The sequence below is a fragment of the Amycolatopsis sp. WAC 04182 genome (assembly GCF_003947465.1).
In the GTDB taxonomy this organism is placed as follows: domain Bacteria; phylum Actinomycetota; class Actinomycetes; order Mycobacteriales; family Pseudonocardiaceae; genus Amycolatopsis.
This window is the reverse complement of record NZ_QHJJ01000005.1, coordinates 175807-193582: the sequence shown is the minus strand read 5'-3', so window position 1 is coordinate 193582 and position 17776 is coordinate 175807. Positions and strand designations below refer to the sequence as shown.

At 69.3% G+C, this 17776-nt stretch carries 17 protein-coding genes; 7 read left to right on the top strand and 10 right to left on the bottom strand.

Annotated elements, in window-relative coordinates; genetic code table 11:
* Nucleotides 1-43: 43 nt before the first annotated feature.
* On the bottom strand, nt 44-883 hold the full coding sequence (locus tag DMH01_RS26860) for a hypothetical protein (RefSeq protein ID WP_125680004.1): 840 nt from the start codon (nt 881-883) through the stop codon (nt 44-46).
* A gap of 9 nt (nt 884-892) precedes the next feature.
* The gene (locus DMH01_RS26855) at nt 893-1807 is read right to left on the bottom strand and encodes a MerR family transcriptional regulator (RefSeq protein ID WP_370323560.1); all 915 of its coding nucleotides are present in this window, start codon (nt 1805-1807) and stop codon (nt 893-895) included.
* Between the two features lie 230 nt (nt 1808-2037).
* Between DMH01_RS26855 and DMH01_RS26850 the strand changes: the two genes are divergently transcribed.
* Nucleotides 2038-2358: a WhiB family transcriptional regulator gene (locus DMH01_RS26850; RefSeq protein WP_007031108.1), complete on the top strand. Its 321-nt coding sequence runs from the start codon at nt 2038-2040 to the stop codon at nt 2356-2358.
* Nucleotides 2359-2680: 322 nt separating this feature from the next.
* Here the strand turns inward: DMH01_RS26850 and groL are convergent, their stop codons facing one another.
* The 3 genes from groL to DMH01_RS26835 all read right to left on the bottom strand — a co-directional run bounded on the left by groL (nt 2681) and on the right by DMH01_RS26835 (nt 5533).
* Nucleotides 2681-4294: a chaperonin GroEL gene (gene groL, locus DMH01_RS26845; RefSeq protein ID WP_125680002.1), complete on the bottom strand. Its 1614-nt coding sequence runs from the start codon at nt 4292-4294 to the stop codon at nt 2681-2683.
* A 100-nt stretch (nt 4295-4394) separates the two neighbouring features.
* Complete coding sequence (gene groES / locus DMH01_RS26840) at nt 4395-4688, bottom strand: co-chaperone GroES (RefSeq protein WP_007031106.1); 294 nt, start codon at nt 4686-4688, stop codon at nt 4395-4397.
* Between the two features lie 206 nt (nt 4689-4894).
* On the bottom strand, nt 4895-5533 hold the full coding sequence (locus DMH01_RS26835) for an HAD family hydrolase (RefSeq protein ID WP_125680001.1): 639 nt from the start codon (nt 5531-5533) through the stop codon (nt 4895-4897).
* A 142-nt stretch (nt 5534-5675) separates the two neighbouring features.
* Between DMH01_RS26835 and DMH01_RS26830 the strand changes: the two genes are divergently transcribed.
* The gene (locus tag DMH01_RS26830) at nt 5676-7571 is read left to right on the top strand and encodes an N-acetylmuramoyl-L-alanine amidase (RefSeq protein WP_125680000.1); all 1896 of its coding nucleotides are present in this window, start codon (nt 5676-5678) and stop codon (nt 7569-7571) included.
* Nucleotides 7572-7585: 14 nt separating this feature from the next.
* Here DMH01_RS26830 and DMH01_RS26825 read toward each other — a convergent pair whose 3' ends face one another.
* Together DMH01_RS26825 and xrtP are read right to left on the bottom strand one after the other, a co-directional pair.
* Nucleotides 7586-8974 carry a glycosyltransferase gene (locus DMH01_RS26825; RefSeq protein ID WP_125679999.1) on the bottom strand — a complete coding sequence of 463 codons (1389 nt, stop codon included), beginning with the start codon at nt 8972-8974 and terminating at the stop codon, nt 7586-7588.
* Nucleotides 8974-9477 (bottom strand): exosortase P, encoded by a 504-nt coding sequence (gene xrtP / locus DMH01_RS26820; RefSeq protein WP_199745673.1) that lies wholly within the window; start codon nt 9475-9477, stop codon nt 8974-8976. Before xrtP ends, DMH01_RS26825 begins: the two co-directional genes overlap by 1 nt.
* 430 nt (nt 9478-9907) lie before the next feature.
* On the opposite strand from xrtP, the gene DMH01_RS26815 reads away from it, so the two are divergent.
* The 3 genes from DMH01_RS26815 to wecB all read left to right on the top strand — a co-directional run bounded on the left by DMH01_RS26815 (nt 9908) and on the right by wecB (nt 12141).
* Complete coding sequence (locus tag DMH01_RS26815) at nt 9908-10684, top strand: choice-of-anchor P family protein (protein WP_125679997.1); 777 nt, start codon at nt 9908-9910, stop codon at nt 10682-10684.
* Between the two features lie 21 nt (nt 10685-10705).
* Nucleotides 10706-10885 carry an LPXTG cell wall anchor domain-containing protein gene (locus DMH01_RS26810; protein ID WP_125679996.1) on the top strand — a complete coding sequence of 60 codons (180 nt, stop codon included), beginning with the start codon at nt 10706-10708 and terminating at the stop codon, nt 10883-10885.
* Between the two features lie 104 nt (nt 10886-10989).
* The gene (gene wecB / locus DMH01_RS26805) at nt 10990-12141 is read left to right on the top strand and encodes a non-hydrolyzing UDP-N-acetylglucosamine 2-epimerase (protein ID WP_125680395.1); all 1152 of its coding nucleotides are present in this window, start codon (nt 10990-10992) and stop codon (nt 12139-12141) included.
* Here the strand turns inward: wecB and tsaD are convergent.
* Genes tsaD through tsaB form a run of 3 tightly spaced genes read right to left on the bottom strand, consistent with a single transcriptional unit; the run spans nt 12138 to nt 14319 of the window.
* Complete coding sequence (tsaD, locus tag DMH01_RS26800; protein WP_125679995.1) at nt 12138-13184, bottom strand: tRNA (adenosine(37)-N6)-threonylcarbamoyltransferase complex transferase subunit TsaD; 1047 nt, start codon at nt 13182-13184, stop codon at nt 12138-12140. The two genes, wecB and tsaD, sit on opposite strands and share 4 nt — an antisense overlap.
* Nucleotides 13184-13663 carry a ribosomal protein S18-alanine N-acetyltransferase gene (rimI, locus tag DMH01_RS26795; RefSeq protein WP_125679994.1) on the bottom strand — a complete coding sequence of 160 codons (480 nt, stop codon included), beginning with the start codon at nt 13661-13663 and terminating at the stop codon, nt 13184-13186. The genes tsaD and rimI overlap by 1 nt, the downstream gene beginning before the upstream one ends.
* Nucleotides 13660-14319, bottom strand: a complete 660-nt coding sequence (gene tsaB / locus DMH01_RS26790; protein WP_125679993.1) for a tRNA (adenosine(37)-N6)-threonylcarbamoyltransferase complex dimerization subunit type 1 TsaB — start codon at nt 14317-14319, stop codon at nt 13660-13662. Before tsaB ends, rimI begins: the two co-directional genes overlap by 4 nt.
* 331 nt (nt 14320-14650) lie before the next feature.
* On the opposite strand from tsaB, the gene DMH01_RS26785 reads away from it, so the two are divergent.
* The gene (locus DMH01_RS26785) at nt 14651-16072 is read left to right on the top strand and encodes an acyl-CoA synthetase (protein WP_125679992.1); all 1422 of its coding nucleotides are present in this window, start codon (nt 14651-14653) and stop codon (nt 16070-16072) included.
* Nucleotides 16069-17409: a carboxyl transferase domain-containing protein gene (locus DMH01_RS26780; protein ID WP_125679991.1), complete on the top strand. Its 1341-nt coding sequence runs from the start codon at nt 16069-16071 to the stop codon at nt 17407-17409. The genes DMH01_RS26785 and DMH01_RS26780 overlap by 4 nt, the downstream gene beginning before the upstream one ends.
* The last annotated feature ends 367 nt before the right edge of the window (nt 17410-17776 follow it).

The following is a 17776-nucleotide window of genomic DNA, read 5'->3' as shown; positions in this document are numbered from 1 at the left end:
TAGCCCGGTTGCCGGAATGGGCCCTCCAACAGGCTAGACGCCCTCAGCGGGGGACCCACGGAGATTCCCGTGCGAGCCGCCTCCCGCAAGGATCCGCATGCCGTAACACTGCGTGCAACACTTCGGCGCCTCTGAATCGATACTCATCGGCGTGTCCTGCCCCGAAGTCGGCCTCGACCAGGCACGCCACCCACAGAAGTGAATTGAATTCGTATTTCTGGGCGGTTTCCCGCGCGCTCTCCACCAGCGCTTTCGCCCGGTCCCGCTCAGCGGAACCGGCATTCACGATCGTCACGCCGAGTACAAGCTGTGATTTGACGACGTGCCGGGCGGCGCCCCGCCCCCGCGCCGTTTCCAACGCCATTTCCGCAGGTGCGATCCCCGCGGCGGAAATGTTACTCGCCAGTTCGATTTCCGCGCCCACCCAACCGGCCCTGGTCCGGGTCCGCCAGTTGCCGGTGTGCACGTCCGCACGGGCGAGCAACCTCCGGGCGGCGGGCAGCCTGCCGCGCCCGAGGTTGTCCGCCGCGAGGCCGAGGAGGGCGTCCGCCCGCGCCCCCTCGGCGTCCAGACCGTCGGGGTCGGGTTCACCTCGCGGCTCGGTGATCACCCGCGTGAGCGCCTCACCGTCGAGGACGAGAGCCGCCGCGTGCCCGCCCAGCTGCCGCCGATGCGAAGCCAGCGTGCTCGCGGCCAGCGACGCGACCACCGGATCCTCGCCCGTGCGCAAACCGTTCAGCAGCGTGGCCGCCGCCGCGTACCGGCCGCGGGCGCCGAGCCCGATCGCGGCGAGCAACCGGCCACGAGGCGACGCGGGCACCGCGAAGGGGCTCGGCGGCGGCACGCCGTCGCCGAACGCGGCGGACCGCAAGGACGATTCCATGCGTCCTTTCTATCGCCTCGCACCGACAAGAACGTGCTCGATCCGGTCGGCGGCGGTCGTCAGTTCGCCGAGCAGTTCGATCTTGTCCGGGAGGGTGGCGGGATCCCAGCCGGGGCCGCACGCGAACAGCCTGCTGCGCTGACGGCCGCGGGAGATCCTGGCGAACAGGCGCGGGTCCGCGGTGGCGCGCCGTCCCGACCACAACACCACCGCCGCCGGGACGCTGCGGCGCACGGTCACCGCGAGCACTTCGGCAGGCAGGGATGCCCCGAACAACTGGGCGCCGATCCTGCGTCCCGCCAGAGCCGCGGCGAGCGCGTACATGGGCAGGTTGTCTCGCTCGTCCGGGACGCAGGTGAGCAGGACCGGACGCTGGTTACGCGGTTCGCGCAGCACCGGCGTCGCGCGGACGAGGGCGGCATACACGCATTCGGCGAGCAGGTACTCGACCTCCGCGCCGGCGCTGACACCGCGCCAGCGTGCGCCGAGCGCGGTCAGGACCGGCGACACGACACCGCTCCAGGCGGGCAGGACGCCGAGTTCGCGGATCGTGTCGGCGAGCATGCGCTGGACCGCGCCGAAGTCCATCGCGAGCGCGGCGGTGCTCAAGCGTCGGGCGAGGCGGGACGGGACGTCGTGATCGTCGGCGGGCGGCGCGGCGGACCGCTCCTCCACTTGGACCACGACGGCTTCCGGCGGCTCCGTCGCCGTCCGGGGCATCTGTTCCAGCGCGTACTTCGCCGCTTCAGCCGTCGAGGCGCCGCGAAGCAACGCGCGCTGCATCAGTTCGAGGCGGCCGATGTCGGAGCTGCCGTAGCGACGGTGACGGCCGTTGGTGTGGCGACTCGGTCCTACGCCGTATCTGCGGTCCCAGGTGCGCAGGGTGGACGGCGCGACCCCGAGCCGACGAGCGACCGAGGCCACCGGCAGGGTGGGTTCTTCACTGCTGATCCGAGATCCCACTCGACCCAATATCCAGGCAGGCAGGGACCGCGGCAACCGGAACGGAAAGTACCGCTCACACATCCGGGGGATGCCTAACGGCTGAATCGTCTTGAATCTCTTGAACAAGTATTGGCGCGCTTCTAACGTTACCGCCGTTGCACCGAATGGAGTATCCGCAGCGCAGCAGAGCAGGTAAACGCTTCGACCGGATGACGGAGGCGGTCAGGATGGCGGACACACGCAGGCTCCCGGGGCCCAACGCGGATGTATGGGACTGGCAGCTCGAAGGGTCGTGCCGAGGCATGGACAGCGCGTCCTTCTTTCACCCTGACGGCGAGCGCGGGCCGGCCAGAGCCCGCCGCGAGGCGAGGGCCAAAGCCGTGTGCCTGGCCTGTCCGGTACTGGCGATGTGCCGGAACCACGCGCTCGCCGTGCACGAGCCGTACGGGATCTGGGGCGGACTGTCGGAATCGGAACGCGAGCACATCATCAAGGCGGACAAGCGCACATTGAGCATGTCGAACGGCTGATCCGGCCGAGTCGGCGACGCGGAAGGGCGGCATCCGGGTGGGGTGCCGCCCTTCCGCGTCTCCGTCACGCGGATCGCGATTAGGGGGCTAAACGCAGGTCGGCGGCCCCGGGCACCAGATCGCGATTAGCCCGCGAAACGCAAGTCGGCACCGGACGCCCCTCCCCGACCGCCGCATCGCGATCAGCCCGCGAAACGCAGGTCCGCGACGGGGCCCCGCAGAGCGCGCCGGATCGCGATTAGGGGGCTAAACGCAGGTCGGCGCCGGGCACGAAAACGGGGCGGCACTCCGGCTGGAGTACCGCCCCGCTTCAGGGGTGGAACTAGTGCGCGTGGCCGTGACCGGCCGCGGCGGGCTCCTCCTCGACCGGCTTCTCGACGATGGAGCTCTCCGTCGTGAGCACGAGCCGGGCGATGGAAGCGGCGTTCGCCACCGCGGACCGGGTCACCTTGACCGGGTCGACGATGCCGGCGGCCAGCAGGTCGGTGAGCTCACCGGTGGCGGCGTTGAAGCCGTGCCCCCAGCTCTGCTCCTGGACCTTGTTCACGATGACCGCGCCCTCGTGGCCCGCGTTGGTCGCGATCCAGAACAGCGGGGCGGACAGCGCGTCGCGGACGATGCGGACACCGGTCGCTTCGTCGCCCTCGAGGCCGAGGCCGCCGTCGAGCTCCTTGACCGCGTGCACCAGGGCCGAGCCACCGCCGGGCAGGATGCCCTCTTCGACGGCCGCCTTGGTCGAAGCCACGGCGTCCTCGATGCGGTGCTTGCGCTCGTTCAGCTCGGTCTCGGTGGCCGCGCCGACCTTGATCACCGCGACACCGCCGCCGAGCTTCGCCAGCCGCTCCTGCAGCTTCTCGCGGTCCCAGTCGGAGTCGGTGTTGTCGATCTCCTTGCGGATCTGCGCGACGCGGGCAGCGATGTCGTCCTTGGTGCCGGCGCCGTCGACGAGCGTGGTGTCGTCCTTGGTGACGACGATCCGGCGGGCGTTGCCCAGCTGGGCCAGCGTGGTCTCGGACAGCTTGTGCCCGATCTCGGCCGAGATGACCTCGCCGCCGGTGACGACCGCGAGGTCGTCCAGGAACGCCTTGCGGCGGTCGCCGAAGAACGGCGCCTTGACCGCGACGGCGGTGATCGTCTTGCGCAGCGAGTTCACGACGAGGGTCGACAGCGCTTCGCCGTCGACGTCCTCGGCGATGATCAGCAGCGGCTTCTTGGCCTCGACGACCTTCTCCAGCACCGGGAGCAGGTCGGCCAGCGCCGAGATCTTCTCGCGGACCAGCAGGATGTAGGCGTCCTCGAGGATCGCCTTCTGCTCCTCCGGGTTGGTCGCGAAGTGCGCCGACAGGAAGCCCTTGTCGAACTGCACACCCTCGGTGATCACGAGCTCGGTCGCCAGCGTGGACGACTCCTCGATCGTGATGACACCGTCTTCGCCGACCCGCTCGACGGCTTCGCCGAGCAGGGCGCCGATGGCCGCGTCACGCGAGGTGACGGTGCCGACCTGGGCGATGTTGTCGCGCCCCTTGACCGGGGTCGCCTTCTCCTTGAGGACCGCGATGACCTTCTCCGCGGCGGCCTCGATGCCACGGCCGACGGCGGTCGGGTTGGCGCCGGCGGCGACGTTGCGCAGGCCGACCTTCACCAGCGACTGCGCGAGCACGGTCGCGGTCGTGGTGCCGTCACCGGCGACGTCGTTGGTCTTGGTGGCGACGCTCTTGGCGAGCTGGGCGCCGAGGTTCTCGAACGGGTCGTCGAGCTCGATCTCACGAGCGACGGTGACACCGTCGAGGGTGATGGTCGGGCCGCCGAACTTCTTGTCGAGCACGACGTGGCGCCCGCGCGGGCCGAGGGTGACCTTGACCGCGTCGGCGAGCTTGTTCACCCCGCGCTCGAGCGCGCGACGAGCGTCCTCGTCGAAACTGATCTGCTTGGGCATGGCGTGTTCCGCTTACCTTCCAGTTCTAAAGCTCGGAAAACACGAACGCCCCGGTCCCCGGCAATGCGGGGCCCGGGGCGTCATGCGCTGAGAGCGGACGTCAGTTGATGACGGCCAGCACGTCGCGGGCGGAGAGGATCAAGTAGTCCTCACCGTTGTACTTCACTTCGGTGCCGCCGTACTTGGAGTAGATGACGACGTCGCCGACGGAAACGTCGAGCGGGACGCGGTTGCCCTTGTCGTCGATGCGGCCCGGGCCCACGGCCAGAACCTTGCCCTCCTGGGGCTTCTCCTTGGCGGTGTCGGGGATGACGAGGCCGGAAGCGGTCGTCTCCTCGGCCTCACTCGTCTGGACAACGATCTTGTCCTCGAGCGGCTTGATGTTCACGCTCACCGGGTTGACCTCCACGGTCGTCGAAAGCGTTGGCAGGATGAGTTACGGCTCCTACCACCCCCGCCGTCGCGGGTGCCGGGGCGTGTTCGGGCCGTGCAATTAGCACTCTAGCCATGTGAGTGCCAGCTTCGCAAGGAGGGTCCGCTCACCTTGTCCGCGAGCCCCTGACCGGCCCTTTTGTTCCGCCCGGTACCGCCGGATCGCGATTAGGGGGCTAAACGCAAGTCCGCGAGGTCGGTCACCAGGGCATCAGGGTCGAGAGCAGCGAGGGCCCTGCGCTTCGCAGGCGTCTTCGCCAAAGCGATCGAAGCGACGCCAGCGGCGCGAGCGGCCAGGATGTCCGCGGCCGAGTCGCCGACCATGACGCACTGCCCCGGCGAGGTGCCGAGGGCCTTCACCGCGGCGTCGAGGAGCGCCGACCCTGGCTTCAGCAGCGCGGGGTCACTCGTCGTCCGCGCGCTGATCCCGCGAATGTGCTCGGCGAGTTCGTGCAACCCCAGGAAGGACCTGATCGCGTCGACGGAGTTGTTGCTGACGATCGTCACCGTGAACCCCTGCGCACGCCAGTCGCGCAGCACTTCCACGAGACCGGGCGACGGCGAGATCTGGGCGACGGCCTCCCCCTCGAAGCGGTTGAGCTGCCGCTCGACGACATGCGCGGCGTTCGGCCCGCACGAGGCCGCGAACCGGAGCACGTCGAACGGATCGGCCGAGGCGATCACCTCGGGCTCGATGAGCCGTTTGAGCCTGTCCGCGACCTCGCTCGCCGGAAGCCTGGCGAACACGTCGCACACCGGACCGTCGAAGTCGAGGAAGACGTGGTCCTTCTCCCGCAGAAGCTCCATGCCCCCCACCTTGCCACCGACCTGCGTTTAGCCCCCTAATCGCGATCTGGAGGGACCTTACGGACGAAGTCGGTTTCTGGTTAGGTTCCGACCATTGGGGTCGGTCCTGTTCAGCAGACCTAGTCACTGGGGGTATACGCCCATGCCGCGTCCCTTCCGTCCCGTAACCCTCGAGCCGCTCCGGCGCCGGTCCAAACGGACCGCCGGGCTCGCGGTCCTCGCCCTCGCAGCCGGCCTTCTCGCCGCGGTCCCCGCCGAAGCCGCCCCTGCGGACCAGCAGCGTCAGCGGGACTTCGCGGCCGCCGCGCGGGAGTTCGGCGTCCCGGAGAACGTCCTGCTCGGCGTCTCCTTCCTGGAGTCGCGCTGGGATTTCAACGCCGGCACCCCGAGCACGTCCGCCGGATACGGCCCGATGCACCTGACCGACCTGCGCGAGGCGGGCACGGGCACGCATCACGACGAAGGCGAGGAGGATCCGCGCGGCGACGACGCCCGTCCGGCGAAACTCCCGGCGACTCCGGCGCCGCAGCCTCCCCCGCCCGGCCTCCAGACCATCGACGAGGCGGCCGTGCTCATCGGCCAGGACGTCGCGACACTCCGCACGAACACCACTCAGAACATCCGTGGTGGCGCCGCTCTGCTGGCGAAGTACCAACGCGAGACCGGCGACTGGAGGGCCGCCGTCGCGCGCTACAGCGGCGCGAAGGACGCGGAGGGGGCCCAGTCCTTCGCCGACGAAGTCTTCGACACCATCTCCAAGGGCGTCAGCCGCAGGACCGACGACGGCCAGAACGTCACCCTCGCCGCGTCGCCGGTGAGCCCGGCGCGCATCCAGGCCGAAGCCCCGAAGACCGAGTGCCCGAAGCAGGTCTCGTGCCTTTCGGTGCCGGCGCCGTACCAGGAGTTGCCGGGCAACGACTACGGCAACCACGACAAGGCGGACCGGCCGAAGAGCCAGAAGGTCGAATACATCATCATCCACGACACCGAGGGCTACTGGGACACGGCGATGGACCTTGTCACCGACCCGACGTACGTGAGCTGGCACTACACGATCCGCTCGTCCGACGGCCAGATCGCGCAGCACGTGCCGACCAAGGACGTCGCCTGGCACGCGGGCAACTGGTACGTCAACGCGAAGTCCGTCGGCATCGAGCACGAGGGCTTCGCCGCGAAGGGCACTTGGTACACGGAGGCGATGTACCGCACATCCGCGAAGCTCGTCGGCTACCTCGCGCGGAAGTACGACATCCCGCTCGACCGCGCGCATATCCTCGGCCACGACAACGTCCCCGGCACGATCCCCTCGACCATCCGGGGCATGCACTGGGATCCGGGCCCGTATTGGGACTGGGCGCACTACTTCGAGCTGATGGGCGCACCGCTTTCCGGTTTCGGCCGTCCCGGCTCACCGCTGGTGACCATCACTCCGGACTTCGCCACGAACCAGCCCGCGTTCACCGGCTGCGAGACCGCCGGAAAGCCTTGCCCGGCAAGGGGTTCCGGTTCGGTCGTGCTGCGCAGCGAGCCGAACGACTCGGCGCCGCTGCTCAAGGACATCGGCCTGCGCCCGGACGGTTCGGCGAGCACGATGGCCGTTTCCGACATCGGCAGCCGGGCGGAGACCGGCCAGCGGTACGTGGTCGCCGAGCGGCGTGACGGCTGGACGGCGATCTGGTACCTCGGCCAGAAGGGCTGGTTCCGCGACCAGCGCACGACGAGCCCAGCGTTCGGCCTGGTCGTCACGCCGAAGCCCGGCCTGGCGACCGTGCCGGTGTTCGGGCGCGCGTATCCCGAAGCCGAGGCCTACCCGGCGAACGTGCCGGTGCAGCAGGTGATCCCGCTGCCGTACACGTTCTCGGCGGGACAGCGGTACTCGGTCGGCAACCTGCTCGGCTCCGAGTACTACTCGGCGACGACGTTCGACCCGGCGAACCACGTGGTCGTCAAGGGCAAGACGAAGTACGTGCAGATCCAGTTCGGACACCGCATCGCCTTCGTGAAGGCGGACGACGTCCGGATCCTGCCCGCGCTCTGAAACCGTCCCCGGGGTCAGGAGTCCAGCGCGACCTTGACCCCGGGGGCGTGCTCGGTGTTCCGCCGCGTCTTCGACCAGCCGTTGCGGCCGCGCACCAGCCGGAACAGCGCCCGCCACGACGTGATGTAGAACGTGTAGATGTACAGCGCGTAGGCGAAGCCCATTCCCAGTCCACGCAGGACATTGCGGCTCTTCAGGCATTTGAACTGGTAGATCGGGCCCCACACGATGAACGGCAGCAGCCCGAACGAGCCGTAGATGGCGAACAGGATCCACGCGCCGTCGTCGGCGAACCAGGTCCACACCTGCGCCGGATCGCCCGCGGTGCTGAAGAGCAGCAGGATGAACGGGATCGGGTACAGCAGCGAGCCGAGCAGCTGCATCCACGGTTGCGCGAGGTAGTACATCATTTCCGCCGCGCCCAGCGTGCTCACGTGCGGCGAATCCCAGATCCGCCGGAGATACCGCGAACACTGCATCGTGCCCTGGCCCCAGCGCGTGCGCTGCACCAGGAACCGCCGCAGGCTGTACAGACCTTCCTGCTTCACATGGGAATCCGGGGTGTAGCCGGTCCGCCAGCCCGCGGTCAGCAGGTGCACGCCGAGTTCGAAATCCTCCAGCAGCGAACCGCGCCACGGCTGTTCGTCCGGCCCGGCGATCGAGTCCAATGCGGACAGTCGCGTGAACTGACCGTTGCCGCCCATGGAGATCGTGCCGGTGAAGCCGCGCGAGGTCTGGATGGCCGCGATGGCCGTGCGGAACTCGAGATCCTGCATCTGGGCCAGCTTCAGCCCGAAAGCGCGCGAAAACCAGTTCTTCCCCGGCGGGCGGGTGTCGGCGTTGCCCATCCAGACGTCGAGCTGGACGGCGCCGATCGTCTCGTCGCCGAAGAGATGGTCCGCGGCGCACACCTCGAGGCAGTTCGCCGCCGGCCGCCCGTCCGCGTCGACGACCACGACGACCACGTCGTCGCGGCCCGCGTCCGGTCCCATCCAGTCGTTGAGCGCCTGATAGGCCGCGTTGAGCGCGTCCCCCTTGCCCGTCCGCGCCTCCGGACGGCGCCGGGGAACGAGGTGCAGGTAAGGGTCGTAGCCGCCGTTGCGGCGCCAGATCGACCGCACCACCCGCGCCGTGCGGTCCTCGGAGTCGTCGTCGACGACCCAGACGTGCGCGTGCCGGAACGTCGACCGCAGGTATCGCACGGTTTCCCGGATGACGGTCTGTTCGTCCCGGCACGGAACGAAGAAATGCCAGGTGAAGTCGGCGGCGTCACCGACGGGCGCGGGTTTGCGCCGCAGGTACGGCACGACGATCACGACCACGTACACGATGAACGCCACGCTCATCGTGAGCGCGAACGCCTGCGTGATCGCTAAAAGGATCTTGACCGAGCCGCCGCCCATCAGGCGGCCCCGCGTTCGGCACGCGGCTTGCGGGTGCTCAGCCAGACGAACAGCACGAGGGCGACCGCGCCGCCGAGGACGCTGACCATCGAACCGAGCAGGGTGTGACCCCAGTAATAGCCTTCGTCGATACCCATCACGTTCACGAGGCCGACGATGGCCAAAACCCTCATCTGATTGACAAGAATGACGACGATTGCGGAAATAGCCAACGAAGTGAAGAGCCGCTTCGCATTTTTCGGACGGAAATACAACATGACGGCGGTCACCAGCAACAAGGGCAGCAACATGAATGCCGACGAGCATTCCGGAGTCATTCTTAACCCGAGTGGAGTATCGCCCGACAACCCAAAGTAGACAGTCTCGCGTTCACCGGCGACGAAGACACCCGATGTGGTGATGACCCTCAGTATCAGGCCCGAGAGCTGGACTTCGAAAACCCGGTACAGGCGTTCGGTCAGCACCAGGCCGACCGCGACGGCGAGCACCGCCAGCACCGCCATACGCAGCGAAAACCGGCTGAAACTCGGCAAAGGAGCGCTCGCAACTGCCACGATGACCCTCTCAGGAAAGACGCGCAGACGACGGGACACGTCGAAGCGGACAGGGGACCTCGCCGACGAGAGTAAGTCAGCGAGAACCGGCCCTTTCGACCGGGGTTCGCCTTTTCAACGTGATCATGGGCCCTTTCGGCACGATCGTGGAAAAACTGACTAGGCCGAAAGAGTGACATCATCGGCGACCTGCGGGGAAATGTTGGCAAGACCACCCGATCCGGTGATCCTCGCAGTTTTCCGTTCAATTTGAGAAACACTCGGCGATAGACGATCCGCGAGCCGAGTCAGGCCAGCTGAGGATTCGTCCGCGACGGTTGTGCCTTCGTGCCGACCGCAGATCAAGAGAAACTCCCCACGAATCAATTCGGAGGACCAGTTGAAGAACACGCACCTCTTGCGACGAGGTGGACTGCTCGCCGCTGTGGTGGCGAGCGTGGCCATCGCCGGCGCGGCGCCCGCCTCGGCGGCCCCCGGTGACGGCTCCGCGTACGGCGTCAAGGTCGATGTGAAGCTCCTCGGCCTCGACGCGGTGAAAGCCGGGCCGCTCGCCGAGGCGAAGACCTCCGGGCCGACCGCCAACAGCCTCGCGAAGGTCGACCTCACCGGTGTGCTCACCGCGGGCGCGATCAACACCGAAGCCAAGCGCGACGACAACTCCGGTGCCGTGACTGCCAAGGCCAGCACCGCCGATGTCGGCTTGCCGCTGCTGAAGAGCGCACTGGGCAACGTCGGCGTCAAGGTCGTCGAAGCCACCTGCACCGCGACCCAGAAGGGTGTGCAGGGCGCGACGAACCTGGTCGGCGCGAACCTGGGCAGCGTGGGGGCGGTCGACTCGACGCCCGCGCCGAACACGCAGATCAAGGTCGGCCTCGGCACCGTCAACGTCGCGACGATCATCCTCAACGAGCAGATCAAGAACAGCGACGGCAGCCTCACGGTCAACGCCATCCACGTGAAGCTGCTCGGCGAGGCCCTCACCCCGCTCGGTTCCGGCGACGTGATCGTCTCGTCGGCCACCTGCGGACCGGCCGGCCTGCCCGTGCCGCTCGCTTCGGGCGCGGGGCTGTGGATCGGTCTCGGCCTGCTCGGTGCCGTCGCCATCCCGGTCGGTATCCGCGTCGTCCGCAACCGGCGTCCGGCGACCACCGCCTGACCAGGGTGAAGTGAGGTCGAAATGTACAAATTGCCTGGCGCCGGAGTCGGCGTCGCCGGTGGCGGGGTGGGTGCCCTCGCCGCCACCGGGGCCGATGTCGGCTGGTGGCTGGCCGTCGGGGTGATCCTGCTGGTTCTCGGAACCATCGCGGTCATCGCGGGCTATCGCCGCACGAAACGGCTCAGCGAGATGGGGAGCTGACGCTCCCCCGGACGAAACGGCCGCCGGCGTGGGCCCCTCGCACGCCGGCGGCCAACCCCCGCGTTTTGCGGGACACTCGAAACGTGGATGAGGAGCGCGAACGCGTGGATGTGATGTTGCTGGCCGGAACGCGGCCGGAGGCGGTCAAACTCGCGCCGCTGGCGTTGGCGCTGGCGGAGCACCCGCACCTACGGCCCTTCGTCGTCCACAGCGGACAGCATCAGGGCATGGTCGAACAGGCGCTGATCCCGTTCGGGCTGCCGGTCGACGCCTGGCTCGACATCCCGCCCAGGACCACCGGCACCCAGGCGGAACTCGTTTCCGGGGTGCTTCCCGCGCTCGACGAACTGCTGCGGCGGATCGCACCGGCCGCGGTCGTCGTCCAGGGTGACACGACGACGGGACTGGCGGGCGCGCTCGCCGCGTTCTGGCTGGGCATCCCGGTCGTGCATCTGGAGGCGGGACTGCGCACGCACGACCTCGCCGCCCCGTTCCCCGAGGAGGGGACGCGGCAGATGATCTCGCGTATCGCCGCCCTGCATCTCGCGCCGACACCGGCTGCCGCGGCCGCGCTGCGCACGGAAGGTGTTCCGCGCCAACGGATCGCGGTCACCGGCAACACCGTCGTCGACGCCGTGATCGCGATCGCCGGGCGGGATCTCCCGGCGAGGGACACCGCTCTCGCCTTGCTGGAGATGGAGATCGCCGAGGCAGGCGAACGCCTCGTCCTCGTGACGTCGCATCGGCGCGAGTCCTGGGGCGAGCCGCTGAGCCGCACGCTCGCGGCCATCGAACTGATCGTCGCGGAGCACAGCGACGTCCAAGTGCTGTTCCCGGTGCATCCCAATCCGGCCGTGCGGGATCAGGTGACGGCCGCGCTCGGCGGGACCCCGCGGGTGACGATCACCGAGCCGCTCGAATATCCCGACCTCGTACGCGCGCTGCGGCTCGCCGAGCTCGTCCTGACCGATTCCGGTGGTATCCAAGAGGAAGCGCCGACCTTCGGCACGCCCGTCCTCGTGCTCCGCGACGTCACCGAGCGGCGCGAAGCCATCGAGGCAGGCTGCGCCTGGCTGGTCGGGACGGACACCGGCCTCATCGCGGACACCGCGGCGAAGGTCCTGCGTGGCGACCTCCATCCGACGCACGCCGGAAACCCTTACGGTGACGGCAATGCCGCCGCATTGTCGGTGGCCGCGCTGGAGGAACTGCTCAACCTCGCCCCGGCGCCGCGCACCGCCGCCGAATCCCGCTAGATCGAGACGATCTGCACCGGCAGCGCCGGATTCGCGGAGAAATCGAGCGAGGCTTGCGGCCGTCCGGCGGCGACCACGTGCGCGCCGAGCGCGGCGATCATCGCGCCGTTGTCGGTGCACAGCCGCGGCCGCGGAACCCGCAGGGTGATCCCGGCTTCGGCGCAGCGCTCGGCGGCCAGTTCGGACAGCCGCGAATTCGCCGCCACGCCGCCGGAAATGACCAGCGTGTCCACGCCGTGTTCCTTGGCGGCGCGGATCGCCTTCCTGGTGAGCACGTCGGCGACGGCCTCCTGGAACGACGCGGCGACGTCGTCGACGGGAATGTCCTCTCCACGGCGTTCGGCACCTTCGACCCAGCGCGCGACGGCGGTTTTCAGGCCGGAGAAGGAGAAGTCGAACTTGGCGTCGCGCGGCCCGGTCATCCCCCGGGGGAACGCGATGGCCGCTCCGTCACCGTTCTTGGCGGCCTTGTCGATCGGCGGGCCGCCGGGATACGGCAGGCCGAGCACACGGGCGACCTTGTCGTAGGCCTCGCCCGCCGCGTCGTCCACAGTGGACCCGAGTTCGGTGATCTCGGACGCGATGTCGTCCACCAGCAGCAATTGCGTGTGCCCGCCGGAAACGAGCAAGGCGAGACAGCGATCAGGCAGCGGGCCGTGCTGGAGCGTGTCGACGGCGATGTGCCCGGCCAGATGATTGACGCCGTAGAGCGGGATGTCGAGCGCGGCGGCGTAGGCCTTGGCCGCGGCGACGCCGACCAGGAGCGCGCCGGCGAGGCCGGGTCCCGCGGTGACCGCGATCGCGTCCACATCGGACAGTTTGAGCCCGGCCTTCTCGAAAGCCCGCTCGACCGTCGGGACCATCGCCTCCAGGTGCGCGCGGCTGGCGACCTCGGGCACGACGCCGCCGAAGCGGGCGTGCTGGTCGACGCTGGAGGCGACCTCGTCGGCGAGGAGCTCGACGGTGTTGTCGTCGTGCAGGCGGACGAGGCCGACACCGGTCTCGTCGCACGAACTCTCGATGCCCATGATGATGCGCGGCATCAGCCCGCCACCTCGTCTCGGACCTGGGCCCGCGGGCGGGCCATCGTGTAGGCGTCGGCGCCGGAGGGCTGGTAGTAACGCTTCCGGAGGCCGATGCGTTCGAAACCGTGCCGCTCGTAGAGCGTGATCGCCGCTTCGTTGTCGGTGCGGACTTCGAGGAAGACCGGTGCGGCGAGTTCGTCCGCGCGGTCGAGGAGCGCCTTCAGCAAGGTGGTGCCGATGCCCTTGCGCTGGTGGCCGGGGTCGACGCCGATCGTGTGGATGCTCGCCTCGTAGTCGCCGCGGCGGCCGACGACGGCGAGCCCGGCGTACCCGATGACCTCGTCACTTTCATCCGGACGGGCGACGAGGTAGTGGCCGCCGCCGTCGAGTTCGGCGTGGAAGGCGTGGGCATTCCATGGCGAATCGCCGGGGAAGAGAATCTTCTCTATCTCGACACAGCGGGGAATATCCTTGCGGCGTAAGGGTTCCAGCCTCACGGCGTGGTCACCTTCTTGCGCGCGGCCGGCTCGACGGCGTCCGGGCGGCGGAGATAGAGCGGGGTGAGCGGGGCGGGCTCTTGGGTGAAGTCTTTGCGGGCGGCCTTTACCAGTCCGAGGGGTGACGGAAAGCGCGGCTCGAGCGGCTGGACACCGAGGGCGTCCGCGTACAGGAGGGCGCCGTCGCCCGCCGCGACCTTGATGGTGGTCTCGAGGTCGGCAGGGCGCTCGACGTGGGGGCCGTCGGTGCGGGAGCCGTCAGCGGCGTATGCGGCCCAGTAGACCTCGCGGCGCCTCGCGTCGGTGAGGACGAGGAAGGGCGCTTCGCCGGGGGCGACGTCGGCGGCGATCGCGTCGAGGCTGCACACCGGGTACGCGGGGATGCCGAGGGCGTGGGCGAGCGAAGCGGCGGTGGCCATGCCGGCGCGAAGGCCGGTGAAGGGACCTGGGCCGACGCCGCAGACGATGGCGTCGAGGTCGCGAAGCGTAACGCCCGCGGCCTTGACGGCTTCGAGGGCGTGCGGCGTAATCAGCTCGCCGTGCGCGCGCGGGTCGACCGTGACGCGGTCGCCGCGCGACTCGAGGACGTCGCCGTCCAGGGCGACGAGGCCCGCGGTGACCGCCGGGGTCGAGGTGTCGATGGCCAGTACCAGCACGGTTACCCAGCCTACGACCAGCGCCCCGGATCGCGATTAGGGGGCTAAACGCAGGTCGGGTGGCGTGGCCGCTCCCCCGCCGCCGGATCGCGTTTAGCCCGCTAAACGCGATCCGGCCGGGGCCTGCGCTCCGGTCCTGGGACCCTGCCGCCGGATCGCGATTAGGGGGCTAAAGTCGCTCCCGCTCTCCGCACCCGCAGATCGCGATTAGGGGGCTAAACGCAGGTCGGCCCTCCGTGTGAAGCAGGTCGCAGGGGTGCGGGTGGGCAGCGCGGTACGGTCCTGCGAGGGCCACGTGCCCGGCCGGCGGAGTCGAGCAGGAGGTCACACGGTGCCCGATCGGTTGTTCCCCACGCTGGCGAGCGGCTCGGCCAAGGAGGCGCTCCGCTTCGGCGACGTCTCCCTCACCTACGCCGACGTCGCGGCCGTCGCCGGCACACTCGCCCGCGACCTGCCGAGCGGCCGCGTCGCCGTCTGGGCCACGCCGTCGGTGCACACCAGCGTCGCCGTCGTCGCCGCCCTGCTCGCAGGCGTCCCCGCCATCCCGCTCAACCCGAAGATCGGCGAGCGCGAACTCGCGCACATCCTCACCGACAGCGACCCCGTCCTCGTACTCGCCGAACCGGGCGTCGACCTGCCCGCCGGCCTCGAAAGCCTGCCGCGCCGGGACATCCTCCTCGAAGGCACGCCTGTCGATCTCCCCGCGGAACCGGACGCCGAGGCCCCGGCGCTGATCGTCTACACCTCGGGCACCACGGGCCCGCCCAAGGGCGTCGTCCTCCCCCGGCGCGCCATCTCGACCACGCTCGACGCGCTCGAAGACGCCTGGGAATGGACCGCCGACGACGTCCTGGTCCACGGTCTCCCGCTGTTCCACGTGCACGGCCTGATCCTCGGCATCCTCGGGCCGCTCCGGCGCGGCGGCTCGGTCCGGCATCTCGGCCGCTTCTCCACCGAAGGCGTCGCACGCGAACTCGCCTCCGGAGCGACGACGATGTTCGGCGTCCCGACCATGTACCACCGCATCGCGGGCGAAGTCGGCGAAGACCCGTCGCTCGCCGAGGCGCTCAGCAGCGCCCGGCTGCTCGTTTCCGGATCGGCCGCACTGCCCGTCCACGACCACCAGCGCATCACCGCGGCGACCGGCCGGCGCGTGATCGAGCGCTACGGAATGACCGAGACCCTCATGAACACCAGCATCCGCGCCGACGGCGAGCACGTCCCCGGCACGGTCGGTGTCCCGCTGCGCGGCGTCGATCTACGGCTGGTCGACGAAGCGGGCGAGCCCGTCGAGGAGATCGAGACCGTCGGCGAGATCCAGGTTCGCGGGCCGAACCTGTTCACCGAGTACCTCAACCGCCCCGACGCCACCGAAGCAGCCTTCGACGACGGCTGGTTCCGGACCGGCGACATGGCGACCCGCGACGCGGCCGGATACGTGAAGATCGTCGGCCGGAAGGCGACGGATCTGATCAAGAGCGGCGGCTACAAGATCGGCGCGGGTGAGATCGAGAACGCGCTCATGGAACATCCCGGCGTCGCGGAGGTGGCGGTGACCGGCGAGCCCGACGACGACCTCGGCGAGCGCATCGTGGCCTGGGTGGTGCCCGAAGGAGAACGGCCGGCGGAGTCGGAACTCGCCGACCACGTCTCGCGCCTGTTGTCGCCGCACAAACGACCTCGGGTGGTCCGCTACCTGGAAGCGTTGCCGCGCAACGACATGGGCAAGGTCATGAAGCGGGCGCTCGGATGAGCAGGCCCTCGGCGCGGTCCGTCATCAAGGAGATCGCGACCGGTTTCGAGGACCTGGACATTCCACGTTCCGAGGAGCCGGACGACGGGCCGATCGGCTGGCCGGGCTATCGCTCGGCACGCGAGGCCGCCGAAGAGCGGACCGGGGAAGACGAGTCCGTGCTCTGTGGGACCGCCAGGGTCGGTGACGTCGAGGCGGTCGTGATCGCCTTCGAGTTCGGTTTCCTGGGCGGATCGATCGGTCAACGGACCGGTGATCGCGTCGAAGCGGCGTTCGCGCGGGCGGTGGAATCCCGGCTACCGGTGGTGTCGCTGATCGCGACCGGCGGCAGCCGCATGCAGCACGGGATGCGCGCGCTCACGCAGTTGCAGCGCATCGCGCGGGCGGCGGCCGGCGCCCGATCGGTGCCGCAGATCTCGGTACTGCGTGATCCGACCACGGGCGGCGGTTGGGCCACGCTCGGCGCGAGCGCCGACGTCGTTCTCGCGCTGCCCGAGGCACAGGTCGGTTTCGCCGGGTCCCGCGTGCGGCCCGCCGGCGCGCCCGCGGAGGCGTACACGGCCGAAGCGAAGCTCGCGTGGGGCCAGGTCGACCAGATCGTGGCTCCTTCCGACCTTCCCGCGGCACTGGAACGGTGGCTGCGCCTGCTGACTTCACCGACGTCGGAAGCCGCGGAGCCTCCCGGCGCGCTCGGAACTACGGACTTGCCCGACAGCGGATGGGACGCGGTCCAAGCCGCGCGCTCTGCCGAGCGGCCTAGGGCAGCGGAGTACCTCGACGCGTACTTCGACTGGCGTGAGGACGTCTCGGGCGACAGGTGCGGCGGAGTCGACTCCGGTGTCTTGTGCGGCTTCGGCTGGCGAAGCGGCCGAGCGATCGCATACGCGGCGCAGTGCGGAACGCCGACGCTGCCCGCCGGCTTCCGGACGGCGGCGCGTCTGGTGAGGCTCGCGTCGCGGCTCGGAATCCCGGTCCTCACCCTCGTCGACACCCCGGGCGCGGCGAATGACGAGGCGGCCGAGCGGGCGGGGGCAGGCGCGGCGATCGCGGAATTGTTCGAGGCGGTCGCGAGCGCGGCCGTGCCGATCACGACGCTCGTGATCGGGGAAGGTGGCTCCGGGGGCGCGCTCGCGTTCGCGGCGCCAGGGTCGACGTGGGTGACACCCGGGGCGTACTTCTCGGTGACCTCGCCGGAGGCGGCAGCGGCGATCCTCAAGCTGCCCGCCGACGAAATCCCCGCCCTCGCGGACCGTCTGCGGCTACGCCCCCAAGACCTGGTCGACCTGGGAATCGCGCGCTCCGTGGTGGGCCCCGCCGACCTGCGTTTAGCCCCCTAATCGCGATCTGGGCCGCCACGACGGTTCCGTTGCTTAGCATGCCTACGCGTCGCGATTAGGGGGCTAAAGTCGAGTTGCCGCAGGCGGAGCGGGCGAAGGTGATTGAAAAATCATCGATACATTCCGTGTTGGCGGCACCCATGACCATTCGCTGCGGAATGGAAAGCGGCAAACGGTCGAAGATCGGCGTTGAGCGGGCACGATGCGCCGATCACGGCCATCTGCATACGCGATTGTCCCGGCTGAATGTCCGCTACCGAACAATTCTTTCCGCGCCAAGGACGACATCTCACCCGTTAGCGTGAAGGCGAACCACCCTGAGTGGACTTCACTCTCGCTATCTGCGCAATGAGATGGCACTCCACCC